A 26,407-nucleotide genomic window follows, 5' to 3' on the forward strand; every position below is an offset into this window, starting at 1 on the left:
CGCGGGGCTCATCGCATCGACGGATCTCCGGATGCCACCCGCCCGCGCCCCAGCATCAGGATGGCGACCCCCAGCAGCACGCTGCCGACGATCGCGATCGGCAGGTCCATGAAGAACTCCATCACCGCGAACGGCGGGATGAACGCCAGCACGGTCGCCACCGTCACGACCGGCGTCGGCGGGGTTGCCCCCACTTCCCGCGGCGCCTCCCAGCGCCCCACGAGGAACGACAGCCCGAACACCGCGGCCATCACGATCACGAACATCAGCGGGCGGGTCCACCACCAGGCGAGGCTGGCCGGTTCCGGGCTCGCCCCGGGGATCAGCAGCGCCGCCCCCGACACCAGCAGGATCACCGGCAGATGCCACAGGTAGATCGTCATCAACCGGGTGCCCATCAGGAACACGAAGGCCCTCGCCGCGTGCGTGTTCATCAGCTTCGCGAGCGCCGGGCGCAACAGGCACAGGATGCTGGCCTGGGCCACCGCGAGCGCCACCAGCGGCAGCGTGGGCGGGTTGAGATTGGTGAGCATGTCGTCGGCGTACGGCCCGACGGCGGTCATCGGCACGAGGGTGGCGTAGGCCACGACGGCGATCACGACGAGCGTCCACCAGCGGCGGGCGGCGAACCATCCGTCGGCGTACCAGAAGCCGAGCTGCTGCACGAGCAGCCAGACGAAGAACAGGTTGGCCAAGCCGATCGCGTCGATGCCGGTCGAGAAGCGGAGGGCGTCGACCGCGACGGCTCCCGCGAGCAGAACGAGCAGCGTCGCGCGAGGGGCGCGCCGATGCCAGGTCACCATCAGGGGCACGAGCGCCTGGCAGAGCATGTACGCCGCGAGGAACCAGAGGGGCGAGGCGGCACCCACGACCGCGAGACGGACGAGTTCGGGGTCGATCCCGATGAGCTGGGCACCGCCGATCACGATCGCGTAGAAGAGGAACAGCGGGAAGGCCGGCTGCGCGAGTCGCAGCACGCGGTTGCGCACGTACCCGGCGGCGGTGCCGCCACGACGCACGGTGCTGCGCCAGGCGGTGATCGACGCGAAGCCGCCCACCACGAAGAACAGCGGCATGATCTGACCCACCCAGGTGACGGGCGCGAACCACCACTGCGTCTCCAGCGGGCGCGACACGATCACGCCGCCGTCGGGCCCGAGGCCCACGCCCACCATCAGCAGGTGGATGACGACCACGAGCAGCACGCAGAAGACGCGGGCCAGATCGAGGGTCAGGTCGCGCTTGGAGAGATCGATCGACGAGCTGCTCCGCGCGGCCTTGCTCGCCGAAGGTGCGATCCGGAGTCCCGCGTCGTCGCTCATGCAGTCATCCTAGGGTCAGTGACGCGAGCATATGCGGGCCACGGCATACGCGCCGGACGACACCCGCCCGGCACCGCACGAACCGCAGAGCCGCTCGCGTCGGCTCCGCTCAGCCGGCTCGGCGCCGCGCGAGCACGGCGTCGAGGTCGAGGTGCGAGGTCGTGTCGCCCTCCACGATGCCCATCCGGGCGAAGCGCGAGGGCACGGCGGGAGCGGCGACCGGGGCGGCCAGCAGGTCGGCGACCGTCTCGTGCTCGGCCTTCAGCCGCATCCGCAGCGCCTCTTCGGCGGCGGCCGCGGCGCGCAACAAGGCCTCGCGCTCGGCGGATGCCACCGCCGGCGCTGCGGCGACGGCGGCAGCCGTGTCGGCCGCATCCTCGTCGCTGAATTCGTCGTCGTCCTGCCCCTGAGCGACCGCGACCGCGCTGTCAGGCAGCCCGAGCGGCGCGTGCGAAGCACGGTCGAGGTACAGCGGCCGGGGCACCACGACCGGCACCCAGCCCGACCCCGCCGATCCGTCGTTCTCGAGATCCTCGTCCGACTCCCCGGATTCACCGTCGGCCAGACCGGCGTCGAGCCCGGCTTCCGGATGCTGCTCCCCCACCGCGTGGTCGACGAACACCGGTGCGACGCGCACGCCCTCGGGACGCGGCAGTCGCAGGTGGCGCCCGGCGCGGGCGAGCCGCACGAGCACCGCAAGGCTCACGCCGGAGGCGATCACGCCACCGACTAGGATGATCCAGGCGCCGGTGTACGCGGCCTGCATGCCGCCCAGCACGGCGACGGCGAGCGAGAGTGCCAGCACGCCGGCCATCACGGCCCGGGTGCGGCGCAGGCGGTCGGCGGTGCGCACGGCCGACGGGATCGCCTCCAGTTCGCGTTCGGCAGCGCGGTGCTTCAGGATGCGCTCCTGCTCGGCGATGCTGCGGGCATTGGCCTCGACCCGCACCTCGTCGGGCATCTCGGCGGTCTCGGCCAGGATGCGCAGCGTCTGCTGGAGGCGCACGGCGTTGCGCTCGGTGGCGAGGTACTGCCGGCTCTTCGACCACGACGGCACGAGGTAGACGAGCCACAGCACCGCCGCGAGGGCGATCATGAACCCTCCACCGAGCCATTCCGTAGTCATGAGTCAACGGTAGGGGCGACGCGCGCGCCCGCCTCCGCGGCGCGCCGCAAGAAGCCCGTGCTCAGGCGAAGCCTTCGGGTTCCGCCGGGCCCCGCCCGCCGTATCCGCTCAGGCGCACCCCTCGGAGTACCGCACCTGGGGCGTGCGGCCCGTCGAGATGGCCAGCACGCGCGCGTCCGCCCCTGTGTCGATCCGCATCGCGGTTCCCGAGGGCCCGGCCACGTCGATGTGCTTGCCACCGGGGATGTGCTGATGGTTCGTCACGGAGGCACCCGGGTACGCCGCGAGAACGCTGCTCAGCGTGGAGCCCACCCCGATCCCCGCGGCCGTGTGCGGCGCGGAGGCCCCGCTCGCCCCGGCCACACCGACGACGTCGACCGGATACGACGACCCCGGTCCGCCCGAATCCGAGAGCACGTCGATCGAAGCCCACGGCTCGATGGCGTTCGGGAAATAGGCCTGGATGCAGTACCCCTCGGTGAAGTCGACGATCTCGAGGGCGGGGTTCAGATCCGCCAGCGATGCGGTCGGGGTTCCGATGCGCACCGGCCCGACCCCGCCGAAGTCGATCAGCCAGCCGGGGCAGGGCGTCAGAGAGCGAACCGCCGACGACAGCGAGGCCTGCCCACCGAGGAGGGTGACCGTGCTCGCCCCCAGCGACACGATCGAGTCGAGCACCGGCTGCGGTACGCAATCGCTCGGCACCACGTAGAGCGGCGCTCCGGCCTTGCCGGCCGAGGCTCCGCCCGCGAGCGCATCGGCGAATTTCAGGCCGGTGGCGAGGAACACCTCGTCGGCCGCGGCGAACGAGTCGTCGGTGATCGCCACCGAGGCCTCGAAGCGGTCCGCTCCCCCGAGTCGCACCGTCGGCAGGCCCCAGGATGCGACCTGGTTCTCGATGCCCTTGGAGATCGAGTTCGGCCCGCCGGTGATCTTCACCCCGCGCACGCCGAGCGTGTCTCGCAGGAGCGACTCCGTGGCGGTGCCCACCAAGGAGGCGCGTCCGTCCACCAGCACGACGGCTCCGCCGAGCAGCGCGGCCGCCGGGCCGGCGGAGAGCGCATCGGGGAAGTTCGCGCCGGCTGCCAGGAAGGCTGTGGTGACGGGGGCGGGAAGCGCCAGCGCGACGTTGCGCGACACCTCGAAGCGGTCGGCGCCCGCGATCCGCACCACGGCGGGCGCACTCGGCAGGGCGGCCAGCGCCGTCTCCACCGCCTTCGACACCGAATTCGGGCCGCCGACGATCGTGACGGCGCTCGGCGCCAGCCGCTCGAGCTCGGTCTCCACCACCGGAGGCAGCCGATCCGCCGTGGTCAGCAGCAACGGCCCGCGCTTCGCCGCCGCCAGCGGCCCTGCACTCAGGGCGTCAGGGTAGTTCGTACCCGTGGCGATCACCACGTCCGTCGTTGTCGCGGGATACGCGGCCTTCGAGATGTTCACGGCCACCTCGAAGCGGTCCGCCCCGCCGATGCGGTTCACCGTGACGCCCGGCAGCGTCGACTGCGTCGACACCTCGGTGCCGTCATCCGACGCGACGGCAGCCGGACCATCCGGAACCGCCGAGAACCCCGCGGTCAGCAGCGTGGCGGCGAGCGCGATCATCGCGACCCGCCCTGCTCGAGAACGGTTGAGTATGCGCATCGTGCCCCCCGGCGATCCGCGACCCTCCGATGGGCCGCCCTGCGACCCTATCGCCTAGGGCGTAGCGATGGGCCGCTGGGCTGCGATGCGCTCCGCTTCGGGCACAGCACCCTGCCCTACGGGCACGCGGCCCTCTTGCCAGCGGCGCAGCACGCCCACGGGCAGCTCTTCGCGCACGAGGGCGAAGCAGAAGTGGTCGCGCCAGTCGCCGTTGATGTGGATGAAGCGGCGCCGCAGGCCTTCGTAGCGGAAGCCGAGCTTCTCGACCACGCGCAGGCTCGGCGCGTTCTCGGGCCGGATGCAGATCTCGATCCGGTGCAGCCCCACCGAGAAGAAGCAGTAGTCGGCGGCCAGCGCCACCCCCGTCGGCGTGATGTTCTTGCCGGCGAAGCGCTCCGACACCCAGTAGCCGATCGACGCCGAGGCCACCGACCCGTAGCTGATCGACGACACGTTCAACTGCCCCGCGAGCTCACCGTCGTACTCGAGGATGAACGGCAGCCCGAGCCCGGCCCGCGCGTTGGCCTGCAGAGAACGGATGCTCGCGCGGGTATCGAACGACATCGGCCCCTGCGGGTTGGTCGCCTCCCACTTGCGCAGCCACGGCCGGTTCTCGATCAGCTCGCGCTCGAGCGGCTTCGCGTCGCGCACGCGGATGGGCCGCACCGTGAACGGGCCATCGGAGAGAGTCGGAACGAACATTTCTCGAACACTACCGCTCTGCGGCGGAAACGCTCAAAGACGCGTCGGGCGCGGCATCCGGAGCCTCCGATCTCAGCGCCCGGATCTCACAGCTTCGCGACGAAGTCCTTCAGCCACGGCCGCAGGTCGGGGCCCAGGTCGGAGCGGTCGCTGGCGAGCTGCACGATCGCCTTGATGTAGTCGAGCTTGTCGCCGGTGTCGTAGCGGCGGCCGTCGAACACCACGCCGTAGACGCCGTTCGCGATCGAGTCGTCGGCCGCGAGCGTGAGCAGCGCATCCGTCAGCTGGATCTCGTTGCCCTTGCCGGGCGGGGTGTTCTCGAGGATGTCGAACACCTCGGGCTGCAGCACGTAGCGCCCGATCACGGCCAGGTTCGAGGGGGCGGTGCCCTCCTCCGGCTTCTCCACGAGGCCGGTGACCTTCACCACGTCGGCCTCGTCGGTGGCCTCCACCGAGGCGACCCCGTAGAGGTGCGTCATCGACGGGTCGACCTCCATCAGGGCGATCACCGTGGCGGTGCGCGCCTGCTCGACCTCGAGCATCCGCTTCAGCAGCGGATCGCGGGCGTCGATGATGTCGTCGCCGAGCAGCACGGCGAAGGGCTCGTGCCCGACGTGCATCCGCGAGCGCAGCACGGCGTGACCGAGGCCCAGCGGGTCGCCCTGGCGCACGTAGTGCATCTCGGCGAGCGCGGTCGACTCGTTGACGACCTTGAGCATCTCGCCCTTGCCCTTGCGCTCCAGCGTCGACTCGAGCTCGTAGACCCGGTCGAAGTGGTTCTCGATCGCGGCCTTGTTGCGGCCCGTGACCACCAGCACGTCATTGAGACCGGCATCCACCGCCTCTTCGACCACGTATTGGATGGCCGGTTTGTCGACGACCGGGAGCATCTCCTTCGGCATCGCCTTCGTGGCCGGGAGGAACCGAGTCCCAAGCCCGGCCGCCGGAATCACTGCTTTACTCAACGGGTTACCCATGCGCTTTAGCGTATACATGTTCGGGCGCCCGCAACGGCTCGGCGCGAAACACCGCCGTCATCTTTGCGCGCCTACAATTGCACGCATGGCCACCGACGCGACGAACGAGAAGCGCGCGCTGCGCGCCGAGCTCCGCGAGCGGCGACGCACGCGCCCCGCCCATGTGGTCGACAAGGCGAACGAGGGCTTCACGGCCAATCTGATCGCGCTGGCGACGCAGACGGATGCTCGCACCATCTCCGCCTACCTCTCCACCTCGTTCGAGCCGAACACTCGGCCCTTCCTCAACTGGGCGCTCGCCGACGGCCGACGGGTGCTGCTGCCCATCGCCCGGCAGGACGGCCTGCTCGACTGGGCCGAGGGCGACGGCGAGACCGAGACCGAGGGTCTGTACGGGCTGCCCGAGCCGGTCGGCGGCATCCTGGGCCCGATCGCGATCAACGACGCCGACCTCATCCTCATCCCCGCCTCGGCGGTCGACGAGCACGGCACCCGCATGGGCTGGGGTCGTGGCTACTTCGACCGCACGCTCGGTTCGATGGAGAAGTGCCCGCCCGTGTACGCGGTGGTGTTCGATGATGAGATCCTTGACGAGGTGCCCCGCGAGGTGCACGACGCCCCGATCGACGGGGCCGTCACGCCCACGCGCATCCTGCGTTTCTGACGCGTCACCGCTTCTGCTGCTTCACCGCCACCGCCTACGCTTCACCGAGAGACGACCAGTGCCCACCTACTCCTACCGTTGCACCGAGTGCGACAACGCCTTCGACATCCAGCAGGCGTTCACGGATTCCACGCTCACCGAATGCCCCGTCTGCGGCGGCAAGCTGCGCAAGGTGTTCAGCCCCGTGGGCGTGACGTTCAACGGCTCGGGCTTCTACCGCACCGATTCACGGGCGAAGAGCTCCTCCAGCGACTCCGCCGGCTCGTCGAGCTCGTCCGGCTCCTCGTCCTCGTCCGGATCGTCGGACTCGTCCGGTTCCTCCTCCCCCGCCCCCGCCAAGCCGGCCGCCGCACCGTCGAGCTCGAAGCCGGCCTCCGCTTAGGCTTGTTCCCATGATCAAGGGATTCAAGGAGTTCATCCTCCGCGGCAATGTCATCGACCTGGCCGTGGCGGTCGTCATCGGAGCGGCCTTCACCGGTGTCGTCACCGCGATCGTCACCAACGTCTTCAACCCGTTGATCGCCGCGATCTTCACGGCCAGCGACCTCGATGGCGTGGCGGTCGTCACCCTCAACGGGTCGGAGATCCGCTTCGGCGCGGTGCTCGGTGCGCTCATCCAGTTCCTGCTGGTTGCGGTCGTGGTCTACTTCGTGTTCGTGCTGCCGATCAACCACCTGAAGAAGGTCGCCTTCTCGAACAAGAAGACGCCGGCGGAGTCGCTCGAGGAGCAGAACGAAGAGCTGCCGCCCACCGAGACCGAGCTGCTCATCCAGATCCGCGACCTGCTCGCCGTGCAGCGAGCCGAAGCCGCAGGCGAGACCCTCCCAGCCGAGCCGCACACCCCCAAGCACTGACTACCAGTGCGGCGGGACGTCCTGGCGCAGGCGGGCGTCGTTGGGGCCTGAAGATCCTTCCGGGGCCGGGCGGCCGCCCCAGGACTCGTCGCGGTCTTCGGCCGCCTTCACGGGGTCGCGGGCGGGGAGCGCCTGCGGGGTCGGGTCGCTGCCGGGCACGGGTTCGGTCGCGGCGCGACGAGGGCCCGTCTTCTTGACGGTCATGCAGAAAGCCTAAGCTCCGGATGCTCCGGCGTCAGACCCGCACGATCGGCTGCGTCTCGACCAGCGACAGCTCGCGCACGCCGATCACGTTGGCGATTCGGGCGGCCACGGCCTCCGGGTTCGCGAACAGCTCGAACGAGTGCACCCGCAGGTAGTGCCAACCGAGGCGGCGCAGCATGTCGGGCCGCAGGCGCAGCGACTCGCGCAGCGAGGTGGAGTGCACCACGGCATCCGTCTCGATCGCGATCGCGCGGCCGTCGTGAGCGGCGACAAGCGTGAGCTTGCCGCGGTGCTCGAAGGCCACGTCGAGTCCGCGCGCGCCGAGGCGGCGGGCGAGGTCGATCAGAAGCGCGTCACCAGGGGAGGAGAAGGTGTCGGGCGTCGGCCCGTTCTCGGCCTCCTGCAGGATCTGGCGCAGGGCGACGACGCCGAAGTTCATCCGGTCTTCGTCGATGTCGGCCGGGTTGAAGCAGCTCACGATGTCCATCGAACGTCGGGCACGGGTCATCCCGACCGCCAGCAGGCGCTCTCCGCCGGGCTTCGCGAGCCCGCCGAAGTTGGTCAGCACCCGGCCGTGGGCGGTCTTGCCGTAGCCGACCGAGAAGATCACGCGGTCGCGGCTCTGCGCCACCGACTGCTCCAGGGTGGCCACCATGAACGGCTCGGCACGCTCCTTGAGCACGAAGTCGGCGAGGTCGCTGCGCTTGGCGAACGCGGCCAGCACGGCCTGCTGCACGCGCACGGCGTGCTTCGGCGAGGCCGTGATCACCATCAGCGACTCGCGCGGGTAGTTGATGGCGTGGTCGAGCACGAGCGAGACCACGCGCTCCACCTCGGCGTCGACGGATTCCACGGCCCCCGATTCGGAGTCGGGCATGCCGCCGCGCCCCTCCACGTAGTGCAGCGCGAGGCTGCCGTGGCCGAGGTAGGTTCCGGCCCAGGGCAGGGAGTCGATCTTGCCGCCGTAGAAGCGGTGGTTCACCAGCTCGGCGAGGTCTTCGCCGCCGGCCCGGTAGCTGCGCGTGAGCGAGAGCGTGGGCACCAGGTCGGCCAGGCGTGCCAGCGCCGAGTCGGTGTGCAGCTCGTCGACGGATGCCGCATCCATCGCCGTGCGGGTGCGCGAGTCGTCGAAGGGGCGGATGGCGATCTCGAAGTGCGAGGGGGTCTGCGTCACCGGGTCGCCGAACGCGACCACCTGGCGGGCACGGCGGATGGCGCCCACGTTCTCCGCGAGCGTGGTGGCGCCGGCGTCGACCAGGATGACCGTGTCGAAGGTGACCGCATCCGTGATCTGGGCGACCTCGTAGGGCGAGGCCAGCCACACCGGCGCGAGCACCTTGCCGAGGCGCGGCGCCGCCTCGTGCAGTCGGAAGGAGTCGACGGCGTCGGAGCGCAGCAGCGCCTTGAGCGCGGCGGCCTCCATGGGGTTGTCGAGCAGCCCCACGCTCCAGGTCTCGGCCAGCTGCCAGGCCAGCAGCTGCCCGTTCATCGAGGCGTGCGCCTCGTCGACCAGGCGGAAGTCGCCCTCGAGCCGGTCGAGCACGCCGGTGTTGGCACCGAGCAGGGCGCGGTCGTTCGCGAGCATCAGCTCGAGCACCGACTGCCACCAGGCGAGCTCGAGCTCGTCGGCGACGCCGGCCTCGGGCACGTGCCGCTGCGAGAGGTCGACGAGGAGCGGATCGAGCGAGTGCTCGTGCAGCGAGTCGAGCAGGGCCGTGCGCTCCTGCAGGTTGGCGAGCACCTCGGAGTCGGCGGCGAGGCCCTCGACGAGACCGATCAGCTGATCGATCGGCAGGGCGGCGAGCTGGCGAGCCGTGCCGACGCTGCCGAGCGGCAGGTCGAGCTGCGCGAGGTCTTCGGTGACGCGCTGGAAGGCGATCTGCACGTCGTTGATGCCGACCGGGATCTCCGGCGGGATGCCGGCGGCGGCGAAGCGGTACCAGAGGGTGCGCTGCTGCTGGATGCGGCGCAGCGCCTCGTTGATGTCGCCGATGTGCACGCCGGGGCGCACGTACTCCTTGGCCAGTGCCTTCAGGCGGCGGCGCGAGGTCGACGACATCTGCGGGGCGTCGCGTCGCGGGCTGGTGGCGGCGATCAGGTCGGTGAGCGAGCGGTCGAAGACGACCGGCAGGAACTTGTCGAGCGTCTCGCGCAGGTCGGCGAGCAGGCGCAGGTAGGTGCCGAGCTCGTTCAGCGAGGTGAACGGGCGCATCCGGGTCTGGCCGATGAGCTCGTAGGCGCCGGTGAGCAGGCGCGGGAGGTCGGTCTTGTCGAGGCGCTTGGCCAGCTGGTGGGCGCGGTGCGCGTCGTCGCTGGAGGAGAACTGGGCGCCGTACCAGGGCGAGTCGTCGGGTCCGTAGCGGAACTGACCGAGCTCGGCGGCCCGGCTGAGCGCCTTGGCGGCTTTGGCGCGGCCCGAGGCGAGCGACTCGAGCGCCGAGCGGTCGAGTCGGGCGGTGGTCGACGGCGGATTCGGCACGAGCGCCAGGCGGGCGAGCTCGCGCAGGGCATCGAGCACCGAGACCTTGAGCACCGGGTCGACCCGCGACATCGAGGTGCGGTAGTCGAGCAGCACGCTGCGCAGACGCACGAGCGCCTCGTCGACGTCGGCCACGCGGGGCTGAGCGGCCTTCTCGTTGCGGCCGATCGACTGGATGAGGTCGCGACGCAGGGTGCGCGGGGAGACGGCCACGCCGGGCAGCCCCACATCCGAGAGCCGGCGGTTGATGCCGCCGAGGCTGAGCCGGCGGGGGCTCACGACGAGCACGCGCTTGTTCTGGCCGACGAGGGCGCCGATGGCGTTGACGATGGTCTGGGTGCCGCCGGTGCCCGGTAGGGTCTTCACCACGAGCGAGTTGCCGCCGGAGATCTGCGCGATCACGTTCTCCTGCTCGCTGTCGGCGTCGAGCAGCAGCGTGTCGGTGGCGGGGGCGCGGTGGTCTTGCGGCGAGGGGTCGACGGGGTGGTAGCCGTCTTGCACGGCGCGGCGGGAGGTGAGGTTGCCGGCGAGGGCGTCGAGCACCGGATGCGCGAGGTCGGTGCTGTCGGCCAGCATGCCGGAGGCGACGTCGGCGAACGAGGAGACCACCAGGCGCGGCTGCACCTGGAACCAGGCCAGGTGCGAGGTGAGGCTGCGCAGGCGGTCGATGACCGGCTGCGGCTTGAAGACGCCGTTCGAGGCGGCGAGCGCGACGAGGCAGTCGCGGTCGAGGGTGATGTGGAACTGCTCCTGCAGGGCACGCACGAGCTCGGGGTTCACGAAGGGGGCGCCGCGCAGCTTGAGCTCGAAGTCGCGGCCGTAGCGCCGCACCGAGATGGGGCGCAGCAGCACGGGGGCGCGGAACGTGGTGGTGACGCCCTCGTCGTCGCGCCGCCACTCGGCCAGGCCGATAGCGAGCTGCACGGAGTCGATGCCGCGCACCGAGCGCAGTTCGACGCCCTTGTCGGTGATGGCGCCGGCCGCGAGGCGGGCGTTGCGCAACGCGAGCTCGTCGCGGATGAGGCTGGACAGCAGCGTGGAGTTGCCCGTGATGAACTGCGCCAGGCCTCCCGGATGGGTGGTGCTGAGCTCGATCCGCGAGCGCGGAGAATCGTCGAAGTGCAGAAGGGGGGACTCGCCGCCGAGCGCGGCGATCTCGTCTCGCCACTGATCGCGGGTCGGTTCGACCAGGCTCTCCGTGGAGTAGACCTGCCCGATCGGGCTGTTGCCGGACTGACCGCCGCGGCCCCAAGCGGCCTCGACGGAGTCCGTTGCGAACGACGTCTCGTCCGCGTCTCGTTTCTTATCGGCGCGCCACACGCTGCCACAGTACGTGCGCAACTCCGCAATTCCCCGGCAATCCGCGCGAGTTTCGCGTATTCAGCGGAATACTGCACGGCCGGCGCGCGCTACACCTCATGCCATGACTGCTCTCTCGGTTCTCGACCTCATTCCCGTCCGCTCCGGCCAGAACTCGGGCCAGGCGATCGCCGCGGCCCTGTCGCTGGTGCGCACCGCCGAGCGTCTCGGCTTCACCCGCTACTGGGTGGCCGAGCACCACAACATGCCGGCCGTCGCCTCCACCTCACCGTCGACGCTGATCGCGCACTTCGCGGCGCAGACCGAGCGCATCCGTCTGGGGTCGGGCGGTGTGATGCTGCCGAACCACGCGCCGCTGGCCGTCGCCGAGCAGTTCGCCCTGCTGGAGGCCATGCACCCGGGCCGGATCGACCTGGGGCTCGGGCGTGCTCCCGGTTCGGATCCGGTGACCGCCTACATGCTGCGCGGCCAGCGCAACACGACGGATGCCGACCCGGCCGCCAGCTTCCCCACCGATGTCGAGACGGTCGCCGCCCTGCTCGGATCGGACCGGGCCGCCACCGAAGAGCCCTTCTCTTACGGCGACGACCAGCCGGCGGTAGCCCTGAACATCCGCGGGCGTGCCTACGAGCTGAAGGCCACGCCGAACGTGGCGACCGCGCCGGAGATGTGGCTGCTCGGCTCGAGCGACTACAGCGCTGCGCTGGCCGCCTCCCTCGGCATGCCGTTCGTGTACGCCAACCACTTCGGGCAGTCGGGCATCGACCAGGCGCTCGCCCTCTACCGCAGCCGCTTCCAGCCCTCGGTGGCGCTGGCCGCCCCGAAGACGCTGCTCACGGTGAACGTCTCGGTGGCCGAGAGCGACGACCTCGCGCAGCTGCTGGCGCTGCCGCAGCTGATCATGATGGCGCGGTTGCGCACCGGCGGCGCGCTCACCCCGCAGATGACGGTGGAGCAGGCCCGGGCGGTCGAGCTCACCGAGGCCGAGCAGCAGTCGGTGCTGGAGCAGTCCGGCCGCATGCTGATGGGCACCGCCGAGACGGTGGAGGCGCGCATCCGCTCGCTCGCCGAGCAGTACGGGGTCGACGAGGTGATGGTGTCCCCCGCGGGCGCCGCGTTCGACGCCGACCCGCTCGACTCCACCCCCGCTCGCGAGCGCGCGCTCGAGCTGCTCGCCACCCGCTTCCCGGAGCTCGCCGCCTGACCCCAGCCCCGCGCATCCCCGCCGCCCACCCGCGACTTGCCACACGTTGTGGCAAGTCGGCGCTTAAGGCGGCGACTTCTGCCAAGTCGCCGAAGGCTCCGCGCGCGCTCTGACCGCGACTTGCCACACGTTGTGGCAAGTGACCGCGAAAGGCGGCGACTTCTGCCAAGTGGCCGCACTCGCGGCGTCATCGCCTGCGACGGACAGGACGGGACGGGCGGGCATGGGTCAGCCGCAGCTGCGCAGGCTCTGCACGTTCGCGTCGAGCGAGGCAGGGCCGCCGAGCAGGGTGACCCGATCGGCCTTGAAGTCGTTCAGGCTGAGTCGCACCGCCTGCGGCACGCAGTCGCCGTGCACCACGATCAGGGGTGCGCCGAGCGAGCCGGCGAGGGCGGAGCCGGCCAGCGCGTCGGGGAAGTTCGATCCGGTGGCGAAGAACACCCGCGAGCTCGTGTCGTACGCCGCCTGGTTGATGTTGAGCGAGGCCTCGAAACGGTCGGCGCCCGAGATGCGCGTCACCGAGCTGACGCCCGGCACCGATCGCAGCGACGCCAGCACTCCCGACGACACCGAGTTGGGGCCACCCGCCACGGTGACCTTCGTCACTCCGAGTGCCTTCAGGGCCGCGGAGGTGGCGGAGTCGATCGAGCCGGCCGATCCGTTCACCAGCACCACCGGCTTGCCCGAGTGCCCGCCGGCGCCGCTCGCGCTGAGGGCGTCGGGGAAGTTCGTTCCGGTCGCGACGTAGGCTCCGGATGCTCCGCCGGAGGACTTCGGGAAGGCGTACGCGGCCACGTTCCGCGACACCTCGTAGCGGTCGGCACCGCCGAGCCGCACGATCGTGACGCCGGGGCGCAGTGCTTTCAGCTGCTTCTCGACCGCCGGGGAGACCGAATTCGGCCCGCCGACGATCACGATTTTCGTGGGCTTCAGCTGGTTCTGGATCGAGTCGGCCACCACATCCGGGAGCGACCCGGCCTGGGTCAGCAGCAGCGGGGCGCTCTGCGTCACCGCGGCGGGACCGGCCGAGAGCGCGTCGGCGTAGCCGCCGCCGTTCGCCAGGAACACCGTCTTCGTGCCGGACGGGTACGCCTCCTCGGCGATCGCGGCCGAGACGGCGAAGCGGTCGGCGCCCTGCAGGCGGTCGACGTCGATGTGCGGGTAGCCGAACCAGTCGGTGTAGATCACCCAGAAGTTGAGGTTGCCGTAGCTGGTGCAGGCATCCGGGCCCTTGTCCGGATCGAGTGCGTCGGCGTTCGGCGTGTAGGGCGTGTAGGCGTAGAGCGCGGCCGTGGCCTTGTTCTGGATGGTGACGTCGCCCGTTCCGCAGGCGGTGTCGGGTGCGTAATGGATGGGAGTGGTCGCTCCGATGGTGTACTTCGGATTCAGCTGGTAGTACCTCAGCTGCTGGGCCGCGTTGTAGACCTGGTTGGCGAAGCCCTTGTACTTGGGGTCGCAGGGATTGCCGTCGTCGAGGCACTTGTAGCCCGTCGCGGCGTCGTAGGCGCCGTTCGTGGGGGCCGTCGCGTCGATGACCTGCGACTCCTTCTGGATCAGCACGAGCAGTGCCCGCTGGCTCACACCGCAGGCCTTGCCGGCCTTCGCGATGATCGAGGCGGCCGACTCGGATGCGGTGCCGGCGTAGGCGGTGCACTCCGCGTTCGCCGGCTGCCCGGTCGAGGCGAAGGTCTTGCCGGCGATGCAGTTGCCGTTCGTGCACGCCGACGGCGGCGCCTGCGCCGTGAGGAAGGCCTGCACCTGGGCGGCGGTCATCGCGCCGCCGTCGTACATGTTGCCGTCGGTGATGATGTCGCCCGGACGGAAGCTCGTGACGACAACGCCCTCCAGGTCGAAGTGCGGGTCGGGAAGCTCGGATGCGGGCTCAGCAGGCTGTGGAGCAGGCTCCTGGTCGGGCGCGGGGGTCGAGGTCGCCGGGTCGGGCGCGGGGGTCGAGGTCGCCGGGTCGGGCGCGGGAGTCGCGGGAATCGAGGTGGACGCGTCCTCCGCGGGGGTCGAGGTAGCCGGCGGCGTCGGCTCCGGCGTGGCCGCCGAGGCACCCGCCGCTCCCCCGAACAGCAGGCCCGCGGCGAGCGCACCCGCCATCGCCACCGCTGCTGCACTGCGGATCAACCCGGTCCGCCCGATCGTCTTCGACTCAGCCATCCGGCGATGCTACCTCCACCGCCCGGAGATTCGATCGAAATCAGATGAACACATGTCGACGAAATTCGCGTCCGGGCAGAGAGAACGATTGTTCCGTTACGGTGGGAGCGTGCCGTCCACCGTCGCCGCCGCAGCATCCGTCGCTCTCGCCGCCGAGCCCGCGGTCAAAGCGTCGCCGGCCCGCGAGCGGCTGCTGAGCGTCGCCTCCGAACTCTTCTACCGCGAGGGCATCCACCGCGTGGGCATGGACCGCCTGCTCGCCGAGGCCGGCGTCACCCGCGCCACGATGTACCGCCACTTCAGCGGCAAGGAAGCGCTCGTGGCCGCCTACCTGCACCGCGAGGACGCGCTGGCCCGGGCCGGTTTCGCGGCCCGGCATCCGGAGTCCGCCGAGCAGCTCATCCACTGGATCGCCGACGACCTCGCCGGCACGCACCCCCGCGGCTGCGCCTTCATCAACGCCGCCGCCGAATACCCCGACCCCGACAGCGCGGTGCGCCGGATCGTGCGCGACCACCGGGCCTGGTTCCGCGAGGCCGTGATGCGGGTGCTCGAGGCGGCATCGGTTCCGGATGCGACGACCGCCGCCGACGCCCTGGTGCAGTTGCGCGACGCCGCCCTCGTCGGCTGCTCCCTCGACGGCCCGGCGGTGGCCCGCCCCGCGTTCGTGGCGACGGCGCGCCGCCTCTTCGCCGCCTGACGCGCGCCTCGCCGCCGGGAGCGGGCCTCAGAAGTGGGTGATGCCGTACACGGGGGCGGTCGGCGTGAGCAGGGTCCGCAGGCGCGCGAGGGCGCCCGGGGTGCGCTCGCGCAGCAGTCCGGCGGCGCGCAGCATCGAGGGATCGAATCCGCCGAGATAGATCGAGGCGAGCGCCGAGGCGTCCAGCTCGACGTCGGGATCGGCGTCGGCGTCGGCGGTCACCACCCCGCGGCCGTCCGCCACCTGCAGCCGGTGCACCCCCGAGGCGTAGCCGAGGGCATCCGTCACCCCGAGCACGATCTCGCCGGCGACCTCGGGCAGGTACCCGCGCGCCTGGAACGCGGCCGGCAGGTCGAGCACACGCAGCCAGAGCCAGTCGTCCAGGCTCGTGGTCTTCAGCAGCCGCCAGTCGGCGAGCGCCCAGCGCAGCGGGTCGTCGACCGGCGCGAAAGCGTGCGTGACCTTCTCGACCAGGTCGATGGAACCGAGGAGTTGCCAGAGCCCCAGGTAGGCGTCGTCGTTCTGCGCCACGAGGTCGACCACCTCGACGGTGCGCGGTGTCGACTCCCAGCCCTTGAAGCGGTACGAGACGTAGCCGTCGACGCGGCCGGTTTCGTCGCGGTGGACGGCCGCGCGCACGGCGCGGTCCTCCTCGGGATCGTCGCCCTCGCTGTCCAGACCCGCGACGAGGCGCCAGTAGCGGGTCTGGCGGTCGACGGATCCGGGGTTCCGGGCGTGGAACTCGGCGAACACGTCCGGCGCGATGCTCAGCAGCTCGGCCGCGGCGATCAGTTCGCAGCTCCCTGCGGGCTCGCTCAGCAGCCGGAAGCGCTGATCGGTGGCGACCGTGACGGCGTGCACGGCGGTGGCCACCCCGAACCCGAAGCGCCGGTAGATGGTGGCCTCGGTCGCGGTCAGCGCGGCCAGCGCGTAGCCGTCGGCGTGGGCGCGGTGCAGATCGGCCGTCATCATCTCGCGCAGGATGCCGCGACGGCGGTCGGTCGGTCGCACGGTCACCGACGAGATGAGGTGCGCCCTCAGCGGCTCGTCCCCGCCGACGTTGACGGTTCGTTCGAACGAGGCGAAGGTCGCGACCGGCAGCGCGGCGAGCGATGCGGTTCCGGATGCCCCGGTGGCGGCATCCCGGCGGAAGACGCCGGTGAGCATCCGCCCGTCCGCCGCCATGTTGGCCGCGGCGAGGTCGACCCGCTTTCCGAGCGGACGCGGCTCGAGAAAGCCCATGCTCTCGGCCTCGAACCACTCCCGGGTGGCGTCATCGGCCACCCCGTCCGGGGCGGCGGCGGCGAAGGTGCGGAACTCGTAGTCGTCGGTGGTGCTCATGCCTCCCACGCTACTCAGGTCGCGCACCCGGTAGGGGCACGGCCGGTAGCGGGGCGGGCGGTGGCGCGATCTGTAGTGGGCCGGCGGTAGTGGGGCGGTCCGCGGCGCGGCCGAGCGGAGCTCAGTCGCCGCGCGCGCGGAGGGCGTCCTGCTCGCGCTGGCGGCGCGCCTTCGAGACCCAGCCCGCCACCGAGCCGATGGGCACGCGCAGGGCGCCCGCCACCCGGTCGATCGGCTTGCCCGCGTCGAGAACGGCGGCCACCGCGAGCTCCTCGACGCTCGAGAAGCGGCCGTACGACGCCGTGCTCGAGGAAGGCTGCGGATCGACGGCGGCAGTGCCGGCCCCCGCTCCCGCTGCCGCCGCCCGCGCCACCGGCACCGGAAGGGCGCGCTTCGGGGGAACACCGCGGGGCGGCCCGAGCGGTGCAGTGGGGGAACCGGCCGCCGATCCGGAACCGCGGGCCGATGGGGTCGCCGACGCAGCGGGCGGTGACGCCGGTCTCCCCCGCACACCGGCCGCCACCCTCGGTGACGACGACACGGCGGGAGCCGGAGCAGACTCCACCGCCGCCACCCTCGCTGCACGGGAGGGCGCCGCATCCGGAACCACAGCCATGACCTCATCCACCGCCACGTCAGCGTCCACCGCCGCGTCAGCATCCACGTCCACGTCCACGTCCGCGACGGCGCTCGCCACCTCGCCCGCCCCCACCCGCGCGCGCTCGTAATTCTGCTTCTCGGCCTGCGCCAGCGCGATCGTGGCCGACTCCACCAGGTCGCGGATGCGGCGCTGCCGCCGAGCCCGGTAGAACACGAACGCGATGCCCACCACCGGGATGATCAGCAGCAGCGCCCAGAGCAGGGCGAGCGGATGCGCCTCGACCCAGAGCAATACCTCCCAGCGCTCGGTCCAGCCCGAGTCGCTGTTCGACACCTCGGTCACGTCGTCGGCGCCGTCGCGCTGGGCGATCGCCGCGGGACCGCCGCCGGTGAGCGTGTTCCCTTCCGCCCGGGCCGAGGTGTGCGGCCCCTCGAAGACGATCCCGTCGCCCGGATCGACCGCGATGGTGTTGCCGATCACCTCGCTCTGCGAATCGCGCAGGTAGAGGCCGACCGTCTTCTGGCTGATCTCGTTGCCGGCGAACACCACGGAGCCGACCGTCGACACCCAGGCCCCGCCCGAGGCGTTGGCCGAGAGGATGCAGTCCTTCACGCTCAGCCCCCACGAGTTCTCGACCGGGTACCCGGCGGAGTTCTCGCCGTCGGCCCGCGGCGAACCGTCGAAGCGCAGTCCGTAGGCGCTGTTGCGGGTGAGGGTGGAGCCCTCGATGCTCACCTCGCCCGCGCCCTGGCGCACGTTCACGCCGCTGGAGCCCGATCCGATCACCGTGCTCCCGGTGATCGAGGTGCCGACCGTGCCGCCGCCGATCTCGAGGCCCTGCCGGCCCGCGTTGCGGATCGTGGAGTCGCTCACGGCGACGTCCTGAGCCGCGGCCAGGTAGACGCCGATGTGCAGCCCGGAGAAGGTGGAGTGCGCGATCGTGCCGGTCGCCGAGACGACGCTGCTGCCGGTGAGCGCGAAGCCGCCGGTGCGCCCGCTGAAGAAACCGAGGTCGGCGAAGTCGGCGTGATCGGTGGCCACCGTGCCCTCGTGCACGCGGATGTAGGCGCGCCCGTCGCTCAGGTCGGTGTCGGCGGCGCCGGCCGCCTCGTCCCAGGAGGTGAGGGTGATCGGGGCGCCCTCGGCCCCGGTCACGTGCAGCACGCCGCCCCACACCACGAGCGGAGCGAAGCCGCCTGCCCCGCTGGCCATCCGGAGCGTCACGCCGGCACCGTCGAGGTCGAGTTCGGCTCCGCGGGCCACGAACACGGTCTTGCCCAGCAGCAGCGTGCGGTCGTCGACCCGGGTCACGGCGCCGAGCGACACGAGGTCGGCGAGCGTGTACGCGCCCGGCTTCGCGGCGAGAACCACGACGGTGCCGGCCGTTCCGGCGTCGAGCGCGCCGCCGCGGGCGAGCAGGGCCCAGCGGTCGTCGTTGGCCTGCACCAGTTCGCTCTGGTGCAGCTCGTCGTCGTCGACCGGATACGGCGCGAGCGTCGAGGCGGGCCGCGCCGTCGCCTCGGCCGCGTGCACGGCCTGGATGGCGGCATCGTCTCCCGAGATGGGCGTGACGGCCGCCGTGGGGATCGCCACATCCGCACCCGCCGCCACCACGGCATCCGCTTCGCCCGTCGCGACCGGAGCGGCTGCCGGAGCGGCCTCGGGCCCGTCGGGCAGCAGCCCGCCGATGCCCGACCCGATCCCGCCGAGGAACGCGCTCACCCGCGCGGGCACTCCGTTCGACACGGCGACGGTCGCGCCGAGCCCGGCCACGATCACCACGGCCACCGCGAGACGGATCAGCCACCGCCGCCCACCGCCGACCGTGTCGCCGCGCTCCTCCGCCGTCAGCCCGCCGGCCCGTTCAGCCCGTTCAGCCCGCTCGCCCTGCTCGCCCATCAGGCGTCCTGCCCCACGGGCGTCGCATCCGTCGCCGCGCCCGGGCCCGAGTCAGATTCCGAGTCCGTCGATGACGCCGACGCCGACGCCACATGCAGGCTCGCCTCCCGCTGCCCCTCGCCGCCGATCGAGTCGGCCGAGCGCGTCAACCACCCCTGCGTGTTCATGGTGAACAGCGCGAACAGCTTGATCGGCAGCGCCACCAGCATGGTGATCACGGCCACCAGCGGCAGGATCACGATGTCCTCGGGCCGCCGCCACAGATGCGAGATGCCCCGGATGCCCCGCCCCACCAGCACCCACAGCAGCGCCACCCCGAACGCCAGCAGCGGAAAAGGCGCGGTCAGCGCGTGGAACACGTACGCGATGGCGATGAACATGCTGATCGGCGTGAACAGGATCTGCATCACCGTGATCTGCGAGATGAACGGCACCCGGAAGATCCAGCCCCGCCGGATCGCGGTCAGATAGCACCGGTACGAGTTGCGGCTCCAGCGCACCCGCTGCTTCACGAACGCCTGGAACGTCTCGGGGAACATCGACAGCGCCCGCGCTGAATCCTGGTGCGTCACCCGGTACCCCTCCGAGAGCACCAGCCAGGTCAGCCGCCCGTCGTCGCCCGCCACGCACTCCTTGCCGAGGAAGATCTCGTGCTCGAGGTCGGGCAGCTTCGGCAGGATGATCTCGCGGCGGTACGCGCTCGTGCGACCCGAGGCGCAGATCACACCGCCGAAGCGCCCCATCGCCGGCGCGTAGTCGTAGTAGCGCTGGTCGATGATCCAGTCGGCCACGCGCCGCCACACACTGGTCTTCGGCAGGTAGACGTTCTGCCGCGTGCTCACGGCTCCCACGGCGGCATCCACGAAGGGCATCTGGATGGCGTCGTGCATCCCGTCCTCCCACGCGGTGTCGGAGTCGACCAGGATGACCAGCTCTGTGTCGGCGGCGCGGATGCCCACGCCCAGTGCGCTGCGCTTCCCCCGGTGCTTGAACATGATCACGTCGACATCCGGATGCCCCAGCTCGCCGATCTTCCGCTCGGCCTCGGTGTCGGCCACGTCGAGCACGATCACGATGCGCGAGGGGCCCTGCCGCCGCCAGGTCTCCAGGCACCGCAGCAGCACCTCGGGATCTTCGCGGTAGGAGGGCACGACCACGGTCGTCGTGGTGCGGTAGTCGTTCACCACCGGGCGGGTGGATGCCGAGATCACCTTGCGTACCAGCCAGAAGCTCCACGACACGATCCCGAACACGCCGAAGGGCAGCAGCCAGAGGAGGGATCGGCCGAGGTCGTCGAGGAACGACGAAAGGTCGCTGGGCATCGGGTTGCCGCCTGCCTTTCGAGCAGTGGAGTCGGGGGCGGTGCGGAAGGGTGGAGCGGGTGGGAACCGCTCAGGGCCGGGTGAGCCCTGATTCCGTTTTCAGCATAGAGACGGCCGCCCCTCCCGTGGGGCATCCGCGCACCCCCCGTTCAGGGCGCGGCCGGAGCTTTGTAGGCTTGGGGGTATGACGACGCCCGGGCGATCGACCGCCCCCGGGGCGAGGCTGTTCGCTGTCGTCGCGGCATCCGTCGCCCTGGTGTTCGCCGTCTCCGGATGCTCGGCACCGTCGCTCGAGTCCCCCTCCTCCTCGGCCCTGCCGGATTCGTGCCCGGCCGGCGCCGCGGTGAGCACCTCCGACGGCCTGCAGAGCGCCCTCGACTCGGCCTCCGCGGGAGACGTGCTGGTGCTGTCCGACGGACGCTACGAGGGCACCTTCACGATCCGTTCCCAGGGCTCCTCCGACGCGCCGATCACCCTCTGCGGTGGCGCTGCCGCCGTGCTCGACGGCGGCTCGGTCGACAGCGGCTACACCCTGCACCTCGACGGCGCGTCGAACTGGAGGCTCGAGGGCTTCTCGGTCACCGGCGGCCAGAAGGGCGTGATGCTCGACGCCTCCTCGCACAATGAGCTGACCGGGCTCGCCGTCTCCGCGGTCGGCGACGAGGGCATCCACCTGCGCACGGGCAGCAGCGACAACCTGCTCGCGGGCCTGACGGTCTCGAACACCGGCCTCCGCATGCCCGACTTCGGCGAGGGCGTGTACATCGGCAGCGCCGAGGGCAACTGGTGCGATCTCACCGCGTGCGCTCCGGATGCCAGCGACCGCAACCGCGTCGTAGGCGCCACGATCACCGCGACCACCGCCGAAGCGATCGACGTGAAAGAGGGCACGACCGGTGGCGAGCTCACCGGCAACACCCTCGACGGCTCCACGATCACGGCGGCCGACTCGCTGATCGACGTCAAGGGCTCCGGCTGGCAGGTCACCGGCACCACCGGCACGGCTTCGCCCGGCGACGGCGCCCAGGTGCACGTGATCGTCGAGGGCTCCGGATCGGCCAACGTCTTCTCCGGCAACACCTTCGCGGTCGCCGCCGACGGCTACGCCGTGCAGCTCGCCGGCGACGCCCGGACGGCCGGCAACGTGGTGTCGTGCGACAACGTCGCCACGGTCGACGGCGCAGCCGAGCCCGCGTTCGTGACGAACATCAGCTGCACCGGCTGACAGGCTCTCCCGTCGCGCGCTAACCTCGGCTGCATGAGCGACTTCAACACCATGATCATCGAGCAGTTCCGGGCGAACGGCGGCTACGTCGAGGCGAACGGCTTCGGCTCGCGCCTGCTCCTCGTGCACTCGATCGGTGCCAAGTCGGGCCAGGCCCGGATCAGCCCGCTGATGGCCCTGGCGCAAGACGACGGATCGTGGCTGATCGCCGCGTCGAAGGCCGGCGCCCCCGACAACCCGGCCTGGTACGCGAACCTGCTCGCGCATCCGGAGACCGACGTCGAGGTGCCGACCGCCGTAGACGGACCCGTGCCGGGAGGCGCCGTCGACACCGTCTCGGTGCGCGCCGTCTCGCTGCAGGGCTCGGCCCGCGATGCGGCCTGGGCGCAGTTCACCTCGGCGGCCCCCGGCTTCGCCGACTACCAGGAGCGCGCGGGCTCCCGGGTCATCCCGGTCGTGCAGCTGATCCGCCGCTGACGGCTCGTCGACACGGAATCGCCCGTTAAACGTTGGTGGAGAGGGCCGAAGCCCTCCCCACGCAGAATCCTAGCAAGTCGCGCGCGTGTGCGCCAATCAGCGCGTCAGCAGCCCGGCCCGCTCCGGATGATCGTCGAACCACTTGCCGACGTACCAGCACATCGGCACGACCCGGTAGGGCGTCGTGCTCTCCACGTCGTCGACGGCGAAGGCCACGATCTCGCCCGCGTAGCCGTGCCCGCGCTGCCTGGGATCGGTGAAGGTGTGCGTGAACGAGATGGCGTTCTCGTTCTGCACGTAGTCGACCGCACTCACGAGAGCGCCGTCGACCCGGAGGCTGTACCGACGCGCATCCGCGTCGTGGGTGAATTCGCGTGCCATGCTCCGACCCTACGCCCGCGTCAGCCCGCCAGCACCTCGTCGCGCCAGCGAACCGACCTCCCCGGCCGGGCAGAAGACACACCCCTCATTGCGGGCGATCCCGGCGCGTTCTAAGCTGATTGTCAGACAGTCCGATCACCGTACGGCATGGTCGGCGCGATGTCTCGAACAGCGAGGTTCACATGAATTCAGCCCACGTGATCGTGGTGGGGGCCGGCCCCGTCGGTCTGCTGTCGGCGCTGGCGCTCGCGCGCCACGGCATCGAGGTGACCGTGCTCGAGCGCGACACGCGCCTCAACGACTCCCCCCGGGCGGCCGTCTATCACTGGTGTGTGCTGGAGGTGCTGGAGAAGTTCGGGGTGCGCGAAGACGCCGAGGCGGAGGGCGTGATCGTGCGCGGCAACACCTTCCACCGGCTCTCCACCGGCGAGAGCGTGCAGATCAGCCAGACCGCCATCGAGGGCGTGGTGCCCTACCCCTACAACCTCAACCTCGGGCAGGACAGGCTCGGCCAGATCTGTCTCGACCACCTCTCCCGCCTGCCGAACGCGACCGTGCGCTGGGGCGACGGCGTCGCCGCCGTGAGTCAGGATGCCGGCGGCCCGGGTGAGGACGGGGCATCCGGCGGCGTCACCGTCACCCTCGATTCCGGTGCCACGCTGGCGGCCGACTGGCTCATCGGCGCCGACGGCGGTCGCAGCGCCGTGCGCAAGGCCCTCGGGCTCGATTTCCCTGGCCTGACGTGGGACGACCGCTTCGTCGCCACGAACATCCGCTTCGATTTCGAGGCCTACGGCTACGGCCGGGCGAACATGGTGATGGATGCGGACCTCGGCTGCATCGTGGCCCTGCTCGACCGGGAGGGCCTCTGGCGCGTCACCTTCGCCGAGAGCGACGACCTGCCCGAGGCCGCCATCCCCGACCGCATCGATGCCTTCATGAAGGCCTTCCTGCCCGGCGACAAGCAGTACGAACTGGTGCAGTTCTCGCCGTACCACATGCACCAGCGGTCGGCCGAGAGCTATCGCGTGGGCCGGGTGCTGCTGGCCGGCGATGCCGCGCACCTCACCAACCCCACCGGGGCGATGGGCCTCACCAGCGGCGTCTTCGACGTGGAACTGCTGGTCGACCGCCTCCTCGCGGTGATCGCCGGAGAGGCCGACGATGCGGCCCTCGACGACTACGCCGACCGTCGCCGCACCGCCTTCCTCGACAACGCCTCACCCACCGCGACCCGCTTCAAGAACCTGGTCTACGGCGGCGTGCAGGCCGACATCGACGAGGCCTTCGAGCTCTACCAGCGGGTCGAGCGAGACCCCGAGGCCTCCCGCGACTTCTTCCTGGGAGTGCAGTCCCTGCGCGAGCCCGAGTTCCGAGGCGTTCCCCTGTAGCCCGCCTCCGCCCTACTCGTCGGTGGTCTGTGCCTCAGCCGCGGCACGCTTCTGCGCCTTGTACCTCTTCCGAGCCTCCCACGCTTGTGCGATGCCGAGACACACCCAGCCGAAAGGCAGGAGCCACCGCCACCCCGCCTCGTCCGGGTCTCTGAGCATCAGAGCCGCGCTCATCCCCGCCATGACGAAGAAGCCGACCGAGATCGAGGCCACTGCCTTCCAGCTCAACCCACCCCGCGGAACAACCATCCGATCCCCCAATCGGCAGCAACCATACTCGTCCTGGCATGACCCCGCCCAGCTCGCCTGGTCAGCCGCACGACGGATGGAGAGACAGCTCACCCCCAGAGGTGCCACCTCGACGCCAAAGCCAGCCCGGCCACGAGAACGAACACCAACCCCGCGATCCAGCCCAGAGCGACCCGCGAGCCCCGGTTCACCGGGGATCCTTGTTCGTGCGCCGCAGCACGTTGACTCCGACCTGATCCCCCATACGCACCGACAGTACGCCGAACCGCCGGCCCACAGAACTCGCGCCGATCATGGCACGAGATCGCCGGGAGCGCGGTAACACCTCGGTGCCCCTGGAGGGACTCGAACCCCCAACCTGCTCCTTAGGACGGAGTCGCTCTTCCATTGAGCTACAGAGGCTGACCCGCCCAGTTTAGCGGGCCGGCCGCAAGCGCAGCGCGGTGCGCGCTACGCGGCCGCCTCGAGGAAGGTCTCCCATTGCGGCTCGGCGCGCTCGGCGCCCTTGATGCTCCAGCCGGCCTGGTGCGGCATCCGGGGCGAGGTGCGCAGCGACCAGCCCATCTCGGCGGGCGTGCGATCGCTCTTGATGTTGTTGCAGCGCAGGCAGCAGGCCACGAGGTTCTCCCAGGTGTCCTGGCCGCCACGCGACCGCGGCTGGATGTGGTCGATCGTCGTCGCCGATCCGCCGCAGTAGCCGCAGCGCTGGTTGTCGCGGCGCAGCACGCCCCGGCGCGACACCGGCATCATCCGGTTCAGCGGCACCCGCACGTACCGGGTGAGCAGGATGACCGCCGGGCGATCGTAGGCGTCGCCCGTGGTGCCGAAGACAGGATGCTCTTCATCCCGGGCCAGCACCCGCGCCTTCTCGTTCATCACCAGCACGAGCGCCCGCTTGAACGAGACGACTCCGAGCGGTTCATATCCTGCGTTGAGGACCAGTGTTCGCATGCTCTCCCTTTCGGACAGACCTGGACGGCTTCCAGGCGTTCGATGTTTCACAAGCCGGCATCGGGACGCGAAGACGCGCGGACAACAAAAAAGGCGCCGTCACAATGACAGCGCCTTGCTCAGCAGAACCGATATGCGGTCCTGACTCAGTCCACTCGTGTGCCTGCGCACGAGCAGCAGGAGACGACCCGTGGGGCGGATGCTCCTACCGTGCGACATCAGGCTCTCCAGATCTCGAGGACGATCAGAGCTTCAGAGTACGACAGAAAAGGCGTACCACATATCTGTGGCACGCCTTTTCGCGTCTCGGTAACGAAGTGTTTACACGCCTCGAGTGGCTACGCCACGATCCGAACGAAGTAGTAGCTCCCCCACACCGGGCGGTGCTCGACGAAGCGGCCCCAGTCGGGCGAGTCGATCATCGTGCCGTCGCCGGCGTAGATGCCCACGTGGCCGATCGGGTAGATCATGAGGTCGCCGGCCTGCGCGTCTTCCGGAGCGATCGGGATGCCCATGGCCGCCTGGTTGCTCACCGTGCGCGGAAGGTAGATGCCGAAGGCGCCGAACACGTACTGGGTGAGGCCGTCGCAACCGAAGCTGGTGTCGGGGCTCGCACCGCTGCCGTAGGGCACCACGCCGACGAACTGCTCGGCGAAGGCGACGAGCGCCGCTCCGCTGTAGGAGCCCGACGGAGGGTTGACCGTGAACGCGCCGTTGTTCGAGGCGCCGGTGGTCTTGGCGGTGGCGGCAGCCGCCTCGGCCGCCGCAGCGGCCTCGGTGGCGCGCACGGCCGCGGCAGCGGCCTCACGGGTCGCGGCGAGCTGCTCGGTCGTGGGGGCCACGTAGTTGTCGCGGCTCACGGCCAGCGCGGCCGACGCATCCGGAACCACCAAGGTCTGGTTGCCGCTGAGCGCCGCATCCGTCGCCACACCGTTGTCGAAGTTGCCGCCGCCGCCGAAGGCGTAGGCCGGGAGGGCCATGGTGGCGATCAGGGCCGCGGCGAAGGTCATCACGACAACGCTGACGGCGCCCTTCTTGGTGGGCTTCTTCAAACGAGGCAGGCGGATGCTCGGGCCCACCTTGCGGGGCTCGGCCACAGCGACAGCCGTCGTCGGCTTCGCGGCGGGAGGCGCGACCACGGGGCGCACCACCATTGCGGAACCGGCAGCCGCCGAAGCCGCGCCGGCAGCACGCGATTCGAGTTCACGACGCTC

Annotated in this window: 23 protein-coding genes and 1 tRNA gene; 8 read left to right on the forward strand and 16 right to left on the reverse strand. The window is 70.8% G+C overall.

Going from position 1 to position 26,407, the window contains the following annotated elements; genetic code table 11:
• Positions 1–8: 8 nt before the first annotated feature.
• From Q0D75_RS09700 to galU, 5 genes are all read right to left on the reverse strand, one after another.
• Positions 9–1,322 (reverse strand): acyltransferase, encoded by a 1,314-nt coding sequence (locus Q0D75_RS09700; protein ID WP_291052450.1) that lies wholly within the window; start codon positions 1,320–1,322, stop codon positions 9–11.
• A gap of 109 nt (positions 1,323–1,431) precedes the next feature.
• Positions 1,432–2,448, reverse strand: coding sequence for a hypothetical protein (locus tag Q0D75_RS09705; protein WP_291052452.1), 1,017 nt, complete (start codon positions 2,446–2,448; stop codon positions 1,432–1,434).
• Between the two features lie 108 nt (positions 2,449–2,556).
• Positions 2,557–4,089, reverse strand: a complete 1,533-nt coding sequence (locus Q0D75_RS09710) for a cell wall-binding repeat-containing protein (protein WP_291052454.1) — start codon at positions 4,087–4,089, stop codon at positions 2,557–2,559.
• 54 nt (positions 4,090–4,143) lie between these two features.
• Positions 4,144–4,791, reverse strand: coding sequence for a GNAT family protein (locus Q0D75_RS09715; protein WP_291052458.1), 648 nt, complete (start codon positions 4,789–4,791; stop codon positions 4,144–4,146).
• Between the two features lie 86 nt (positions 4,792–4,877).
• The gene (gene galU, locus Q0D75_RS09720) at positions 4,878–5,768 is read right to left on the reverse strand and encodes a UTP--glucose-1-phosphate uridylyltransferase GalU (protein ID WP_291052461.1); all 891 of its coding nucleotides are present in this window, start codon (positions 5,766–5,768) and stop codon (positions 4,878–4,880) included.
• Positions 5,769–5,853: 85 nt separating this feature from the next.
• Here galU and Q0D75_RS09725 point away from each other — a divergent pair, with 85 nt between their 5' ends.
• From Q0D75_RS09725 to mscL, 3 genes are read left to right on the forward strand one after another with little or no spacing between them, the layout of a single operon-like run.
• The gene (locus Q0D75_RS09725) at positions 5,854–6,432 is read left to right on the forward strand and encodes a 5-formyltetrahydrofolate cyclo-ligase (RefSeq protein ID WP_291052463.1); all 579 of its coding nucleotides are present in this window, start codon (positions 5,854–5,856) and stop codon (positions 6,430–6,432) included.
• Positions 6,433–6,490: 58 nt separating this feature from the next.
• A complete protein-coding gene (locus Q0D75_RS09730; protein ID WP_291052465.1) occupies positions 6,491–6,814 on the forward strand; it encodes an FmdB family zinc ribbon protein in 324 nt (107 codons plus the stop codon).
• A 10-nt stretch (positions 6,815–6,824) separates the two neighbouring features.
• Positions 6,825–7,286, forward strand: coding sequence for a large conductance mechanosensitive channel protein MscL (mscL, locus tag Q0D75_RS09735; RefSeq protein WP_291052468.1), 462 nt, complete (start codon positions 6,825–6,827; stop codon positions 7,284–7,286).
• On the opposite strand, the gene Q0D75_RS09740 is transcribed toward mscL, so the two are convergent.
• Both Q0D75_RS09740 and Q0D75_RS09745 read right to left on the reverse strand, forming a co-directional pair.
• Entirely contained in the window at positions 7,287–7,490 is a 204-nt protein-coding gene (locus tag Q0D75_RS09740; RefSeq protein ID WP_291052471.1) for a hypothetical protein, read from the reverse strand.
• A 31-nt stretch (positions 7,491–7,521) separates the two neighbouring features.
• A complete protein-coding gene (locus Q0D75_RS09745) occupies positions 7,522–11,289 on the reverse strand; it encodes an AAA family ATPase (protein ID WP_291052474.1) in 3,768 nt (1,255 codons plus the stop codon).
• A 103-nt stretch (positions 11,290–11,392) separates the two neighbouring features.
• Between Q0D75_RS09745 and Q0D75_RS09750 the strand changes: the two genes are divergently transcribed.
• Positions 11,393–12,493 (forward strand): LLM class flavin-dependent oxidoreductase, encoded by a 1,101-nt coding sequence (locus Q0D75_RS09750; protein WP_291052477.1) that lies wholly within the window; start codon positions 11,393–11,395, stop codon positions 12,491–12,493.
• 228 nt (positions 12,494–12,721) lie between these two features.
• Here Q0D75_RS09750 and Q0D75_RS09755 read toward each other — a convergent pair whose 3' ends face one another.
• A complete protein-coding gene (locus tag Q0D75_RS09755; RefSeq protein WP_291052480.1) occupies positions 12,722–14,656 on the reverse strand; it encodes a cell wall-binding repeat-containing protein in 1,935 nt (644 codons plus the stop codon).
• A gap of 109 nt (positions 14,657–14,765) precedes the next feature.
• On the opposite strand from Q0D75_RS09755, the gene Q0D75_RS09760 reads away from it, so the two are divergent.
• Positions 14,766–15,356: a helix-turn-helix domain-containing protein gene (locus Q0D75_RS09760; protein ID WP_291052507.1), complete on the forward strand. Its 591-nt coding sequence runs from the start codon at positions 14,766–14,768 to the stop codon at positions 15,354–15,356.
• A gap of 27 nt (positions 15,357–15,383) precedes the next feature.
• Here Q0D75_RS09760 and Q0D75_RS09765 read toward each other — a convergent pair whose 3' ends face one another.
• The 3 genes from Q0D75_RS09765 to Q0D75_RS09775 form a co-directional block, all read right to left on the reverse strand.
• On the reverse strand, positions 15,384–16,697 hold the full coding sequence (locus tag Q0D75_RS09765; protein ID WP_291052509.1) for a GNAT family N-acetyltransferase: 1,314 nt from the start codon (positions 16,695–16,697) through the stop codon (positions 15,384–15,386).
• Between the two features lie 121 nt (positions 16,698–16,818).
• The gene (locus Q0D75_RS09770; RefSeq protein ID WP_291052512.1) at positions 16,819–19,197 is read right to left on the reverse strand and encodes a right-handed parallel beta-helix repeat-containing protein; all 2,379 of its coding nucleotides are present in this window, start codon (positions 19,195–19,197) and stop codon (positions 16,819–16,821) included.
• A complete protein-coding gene (locus Q0D75_RS09775) occupies positions 19,197–20,519 on the reverse strand; it encodes a glycosyltransferase (protein WP_291052514.1) in 1,323 nt (440 codons plus the stop codon). The genes Q0D75_RS09770 and Q0D75_RS09775 overlap by 1 nt, the downstream gene beginning before the upstream one ends.
• 184 nt (positions 20,520–20,703) lie before the next feature.
• On the opposite strand from Q0D75_RS09775, the gene Q0D75_RS09780 reads away from it, so the two are divergent.
• Together Q0D75_RS09780 and Q0D75_RS09785 are read left to right on the forward strand one after the other, a co-directional pair.
• Positions 20,704–21,744, forward strand: coding sequence for a right-handed parallel beta-helix repeat-containing protein (locus Q0D75_RS09780; protein ID WP_291052517.1), 1,041 nt, complete (start codon positions 20,704–20,706; stop codon positions 21,742–21,744).
• A 33-nt stretch (positions 21,745–21,777) separates the two neighbouring features.
• Entirely contained in the window at positions 21,778–22,221 is a 444-nt protein-coding gene (locus Q0D75_RS09785; protein ID WP_291052520.1) for a nitroreductase/quinone reductase family protein, read from the forward strand.
• Positions 22,222–22,317: 96 nt separating this feature from the next.
• Here the strand turns inward: Q0D75_RS09785 and Q0D75_RS09790 are convergent, their stop codons facing one another.
• On the reverse strand, positions 22,318–22,602 hold the full coding sequence (locus Q0D75_RS09790) for a GNAT family N-acetyltransferase (RefSeq protein ID WP_291052523.1): 285 nt from the start codon (positions 22,600–22,602) through the stop codon (positions 22,318–22,320).
• Between the two features lie 182 nt (positions 22,603–22,784).
• Between Q0D75_RS09790 and Q0D75_RS09795 the strand changes: the two genes are divergently transcribed.
• Positions 22,785–23,993 (forward strand): FAD-dependent oxidoreductase, encoded by a 1,209-nt coding sequence (locus Q0D75_RS09795; RefSeq protein ID WP_291052525.1) that lies wholly within the window; start codon positions 22,785–22,787, stop codon positions 23,991–23,993.
• Positions 23,994–24,005: 12 nt separating this feature from the next.
• Here the strand turns inward: Q0D75_RS09795 and Q0D75_RS09800 are convergent, their stop codons facing one another.
• The 4 genes from Q0D75_RS09800 to Q0D75_RS09815 all read right to left on the reverse strand — a co-directional run bounded on the left by Q0D75_RS09800 (position 24,006) and on the right by Q0D75_RS09815 (position 26,290).
• Complete coding sequence (locus tag Q0D75_RS09800) at positions 24,006–24,242, reverse strand: hypothetical protein (RefSeq protein WP_291052528.1); 237 nt, start codon at positions 24,240–24,242, stop codon at positions 24,006–24,008.
• 330 nt (positions 24,243–24,572) lie between these two features.
• A tRNA-Arg gene (locus Q0D75_RS09805) sits at positions 24,573–24,644 on the reverse strand.
• Between the two features lie 48 nt (positions 24,645–24,692).
• Positions 24,693–25,193 carry an HNH endonuclease gene (locus Q0D75_RS09810; protein WP_291052531.1) on the reverse strand — a complete coding sequence of 167 codons (501 nt, stop codon included), beginning with the start codon at positions 25,191–25,193 and terminating at the stop codon, positions 24,693–24,695.
• Between the two features lie 338 nt (positions 25,194–25,531).
• A complete protein-coding gene (locus tag Q0D75_RS09815; RefSeq protein WP_291052535.1) occupies positions 25,532–26,290 on the reverse strand; it encodes an NlpC/P60 family protein in 759 nt (252 codons plus the stop codon).
• Positions 26,291–26,407 lie beyond the last annotated feature (117 nt).

The sequence above is a fragment of the Herbiconiux sp. genome, from assembly GCF_023264855.1.
Lineage (GTDB): Bacteria > Actinomycetota > Actinomycetes > Actinomycetales > Microbacteriaceae > Herbiconiux.

Coding starts and splice junctions, on each gene's coding strand:
- Q0D75_RS09740 (WP_291052471.1), bottom strand. CDS start 7,490: ATGACCGTCAAGAAGACGGGCCCTCGTCGCGCCGCGACCGAACCCGTG.
- Q0D75_RS09725 (WP_291052463.1), top strand. CDS start 5,854: ATGGCCACCGACGCGACGAACGAGAAGCGCGCGCTGCGCGCCGAGCTC.
- Q0D75_RS09800 (WP_291052528.1), bottom strand. CDS start 24,242: ATGGTTGTTCCGCGGGGTGGGTTGAGCTGGAAGGCAGTGGCCTCGATC.
- Q0D75_RS09765 (WP_291052509.1), bottom strand. CDS start 16,697: ATGAGCACCACCGACGACTACGAGTTCCGCACCTTCGCCGCCGCCGCC.
- galU (WP_291052461.1), bottom strand. CDS start 5,768: ATGGGTAACCCGTTGAGTAAAGCAGTGATTCCGGCGGCCGGGCTTGGG.
- Q0D75_RS09810 (WP_291052531.1), bottom strand. CDS start 25,193: ATGCGAACACTGGTCCTCAACGCAGGATATGAACCGCTCGGAGTCGTC.
- Q0D75_RS09785 (WP_291052520.1), top strand. CDS start 21,778: ATGAGCGACTTCAACACCATGATCATCGAGCAGTTCCGGGCGAACGGC.
- Q0D75_RS09755 (WP_291052480.1), bottom strand. CDS start 14,656: ATGGCTGAGTCGAAGACGATCGGGCGGACCGGGTTGATCCGCAGTGCA.
- Q0D75_RS09795 (WP_291052525.1), top strand. CDS start 22,785: ATGAATTCAGCCCACGTGATCGTGGTGGGGGCCGGCCCCGTCGGTCTG.
- Q0D75_RS09710 (WP_291052454.1), bottom strand. CDS start 4,089: ATGCGCATACTCAACCGTTCTCGAGCAGGGCGGGTCGCGATGATCGCG.
- Q0D75_RS09775 (WP_291052514.1), bottom strand. CDS start 20,519: ATGCCCAGCGACCTTTCGTCGTTCCTCGACGACCTCGGCCGATCCCTC.
- Q0D75_RS09770 (WP_291052512.1), bottom strand. CDS start 19,197: ATGGGCGAGCAGGGCGAGCGGGCTGAACGGGCTGAACGGGCCGGCGGG.
- Q0D75_RS09790 (WP_291052523.1), bottom strand. CDS start 22,602: ATGGCACGCGAATTCACCCACGACGCGGATGCGCGTCGGTACAGCCTC.
- Q0D75_RS09750 (WP_291052477.1), top strand. CDS start 11,393: ATGACTGCTCTCTCGGTTCTCGACCTCATTCCCGTCCGCTCCGGCCAG.
- mscL (WP_291052468.1), top strand. CDS start 6,825: ATGATCAAGGGATTCAAGGAGTTCATCCTCCGCGGCAATGTCATCGAC.
- Q0D75_RS09715 (WP_291052458.1), bottom strand. CDS start 4,791: ATGTTCGTTCCGACTCTCTCCGATGGCCCGTTCACGGTGCGGCCCATC.
- Q0D75_RS09700 (WP_291052450.1), bottom strand. CDS start 1,322: ATGAGCGACGACGCGGGACTCCGGATCGCACCTTCGGCGAGCAAGGCC.
- Q0D75_RS09705 (WP_291052452.1), bottom strand. CDS start 2,448: ATGACTACGGAATGGCTCGGTGGAGGGTTCATGATCGCCCTCGCGGCG.
- Q0D75_RS09780 (WP_291052517.1), top strand. CDS start 20,704: ATGACGACGCCCGGGCGATCGACCGCCCCCGGGGCGAGGCTGTTCGCT.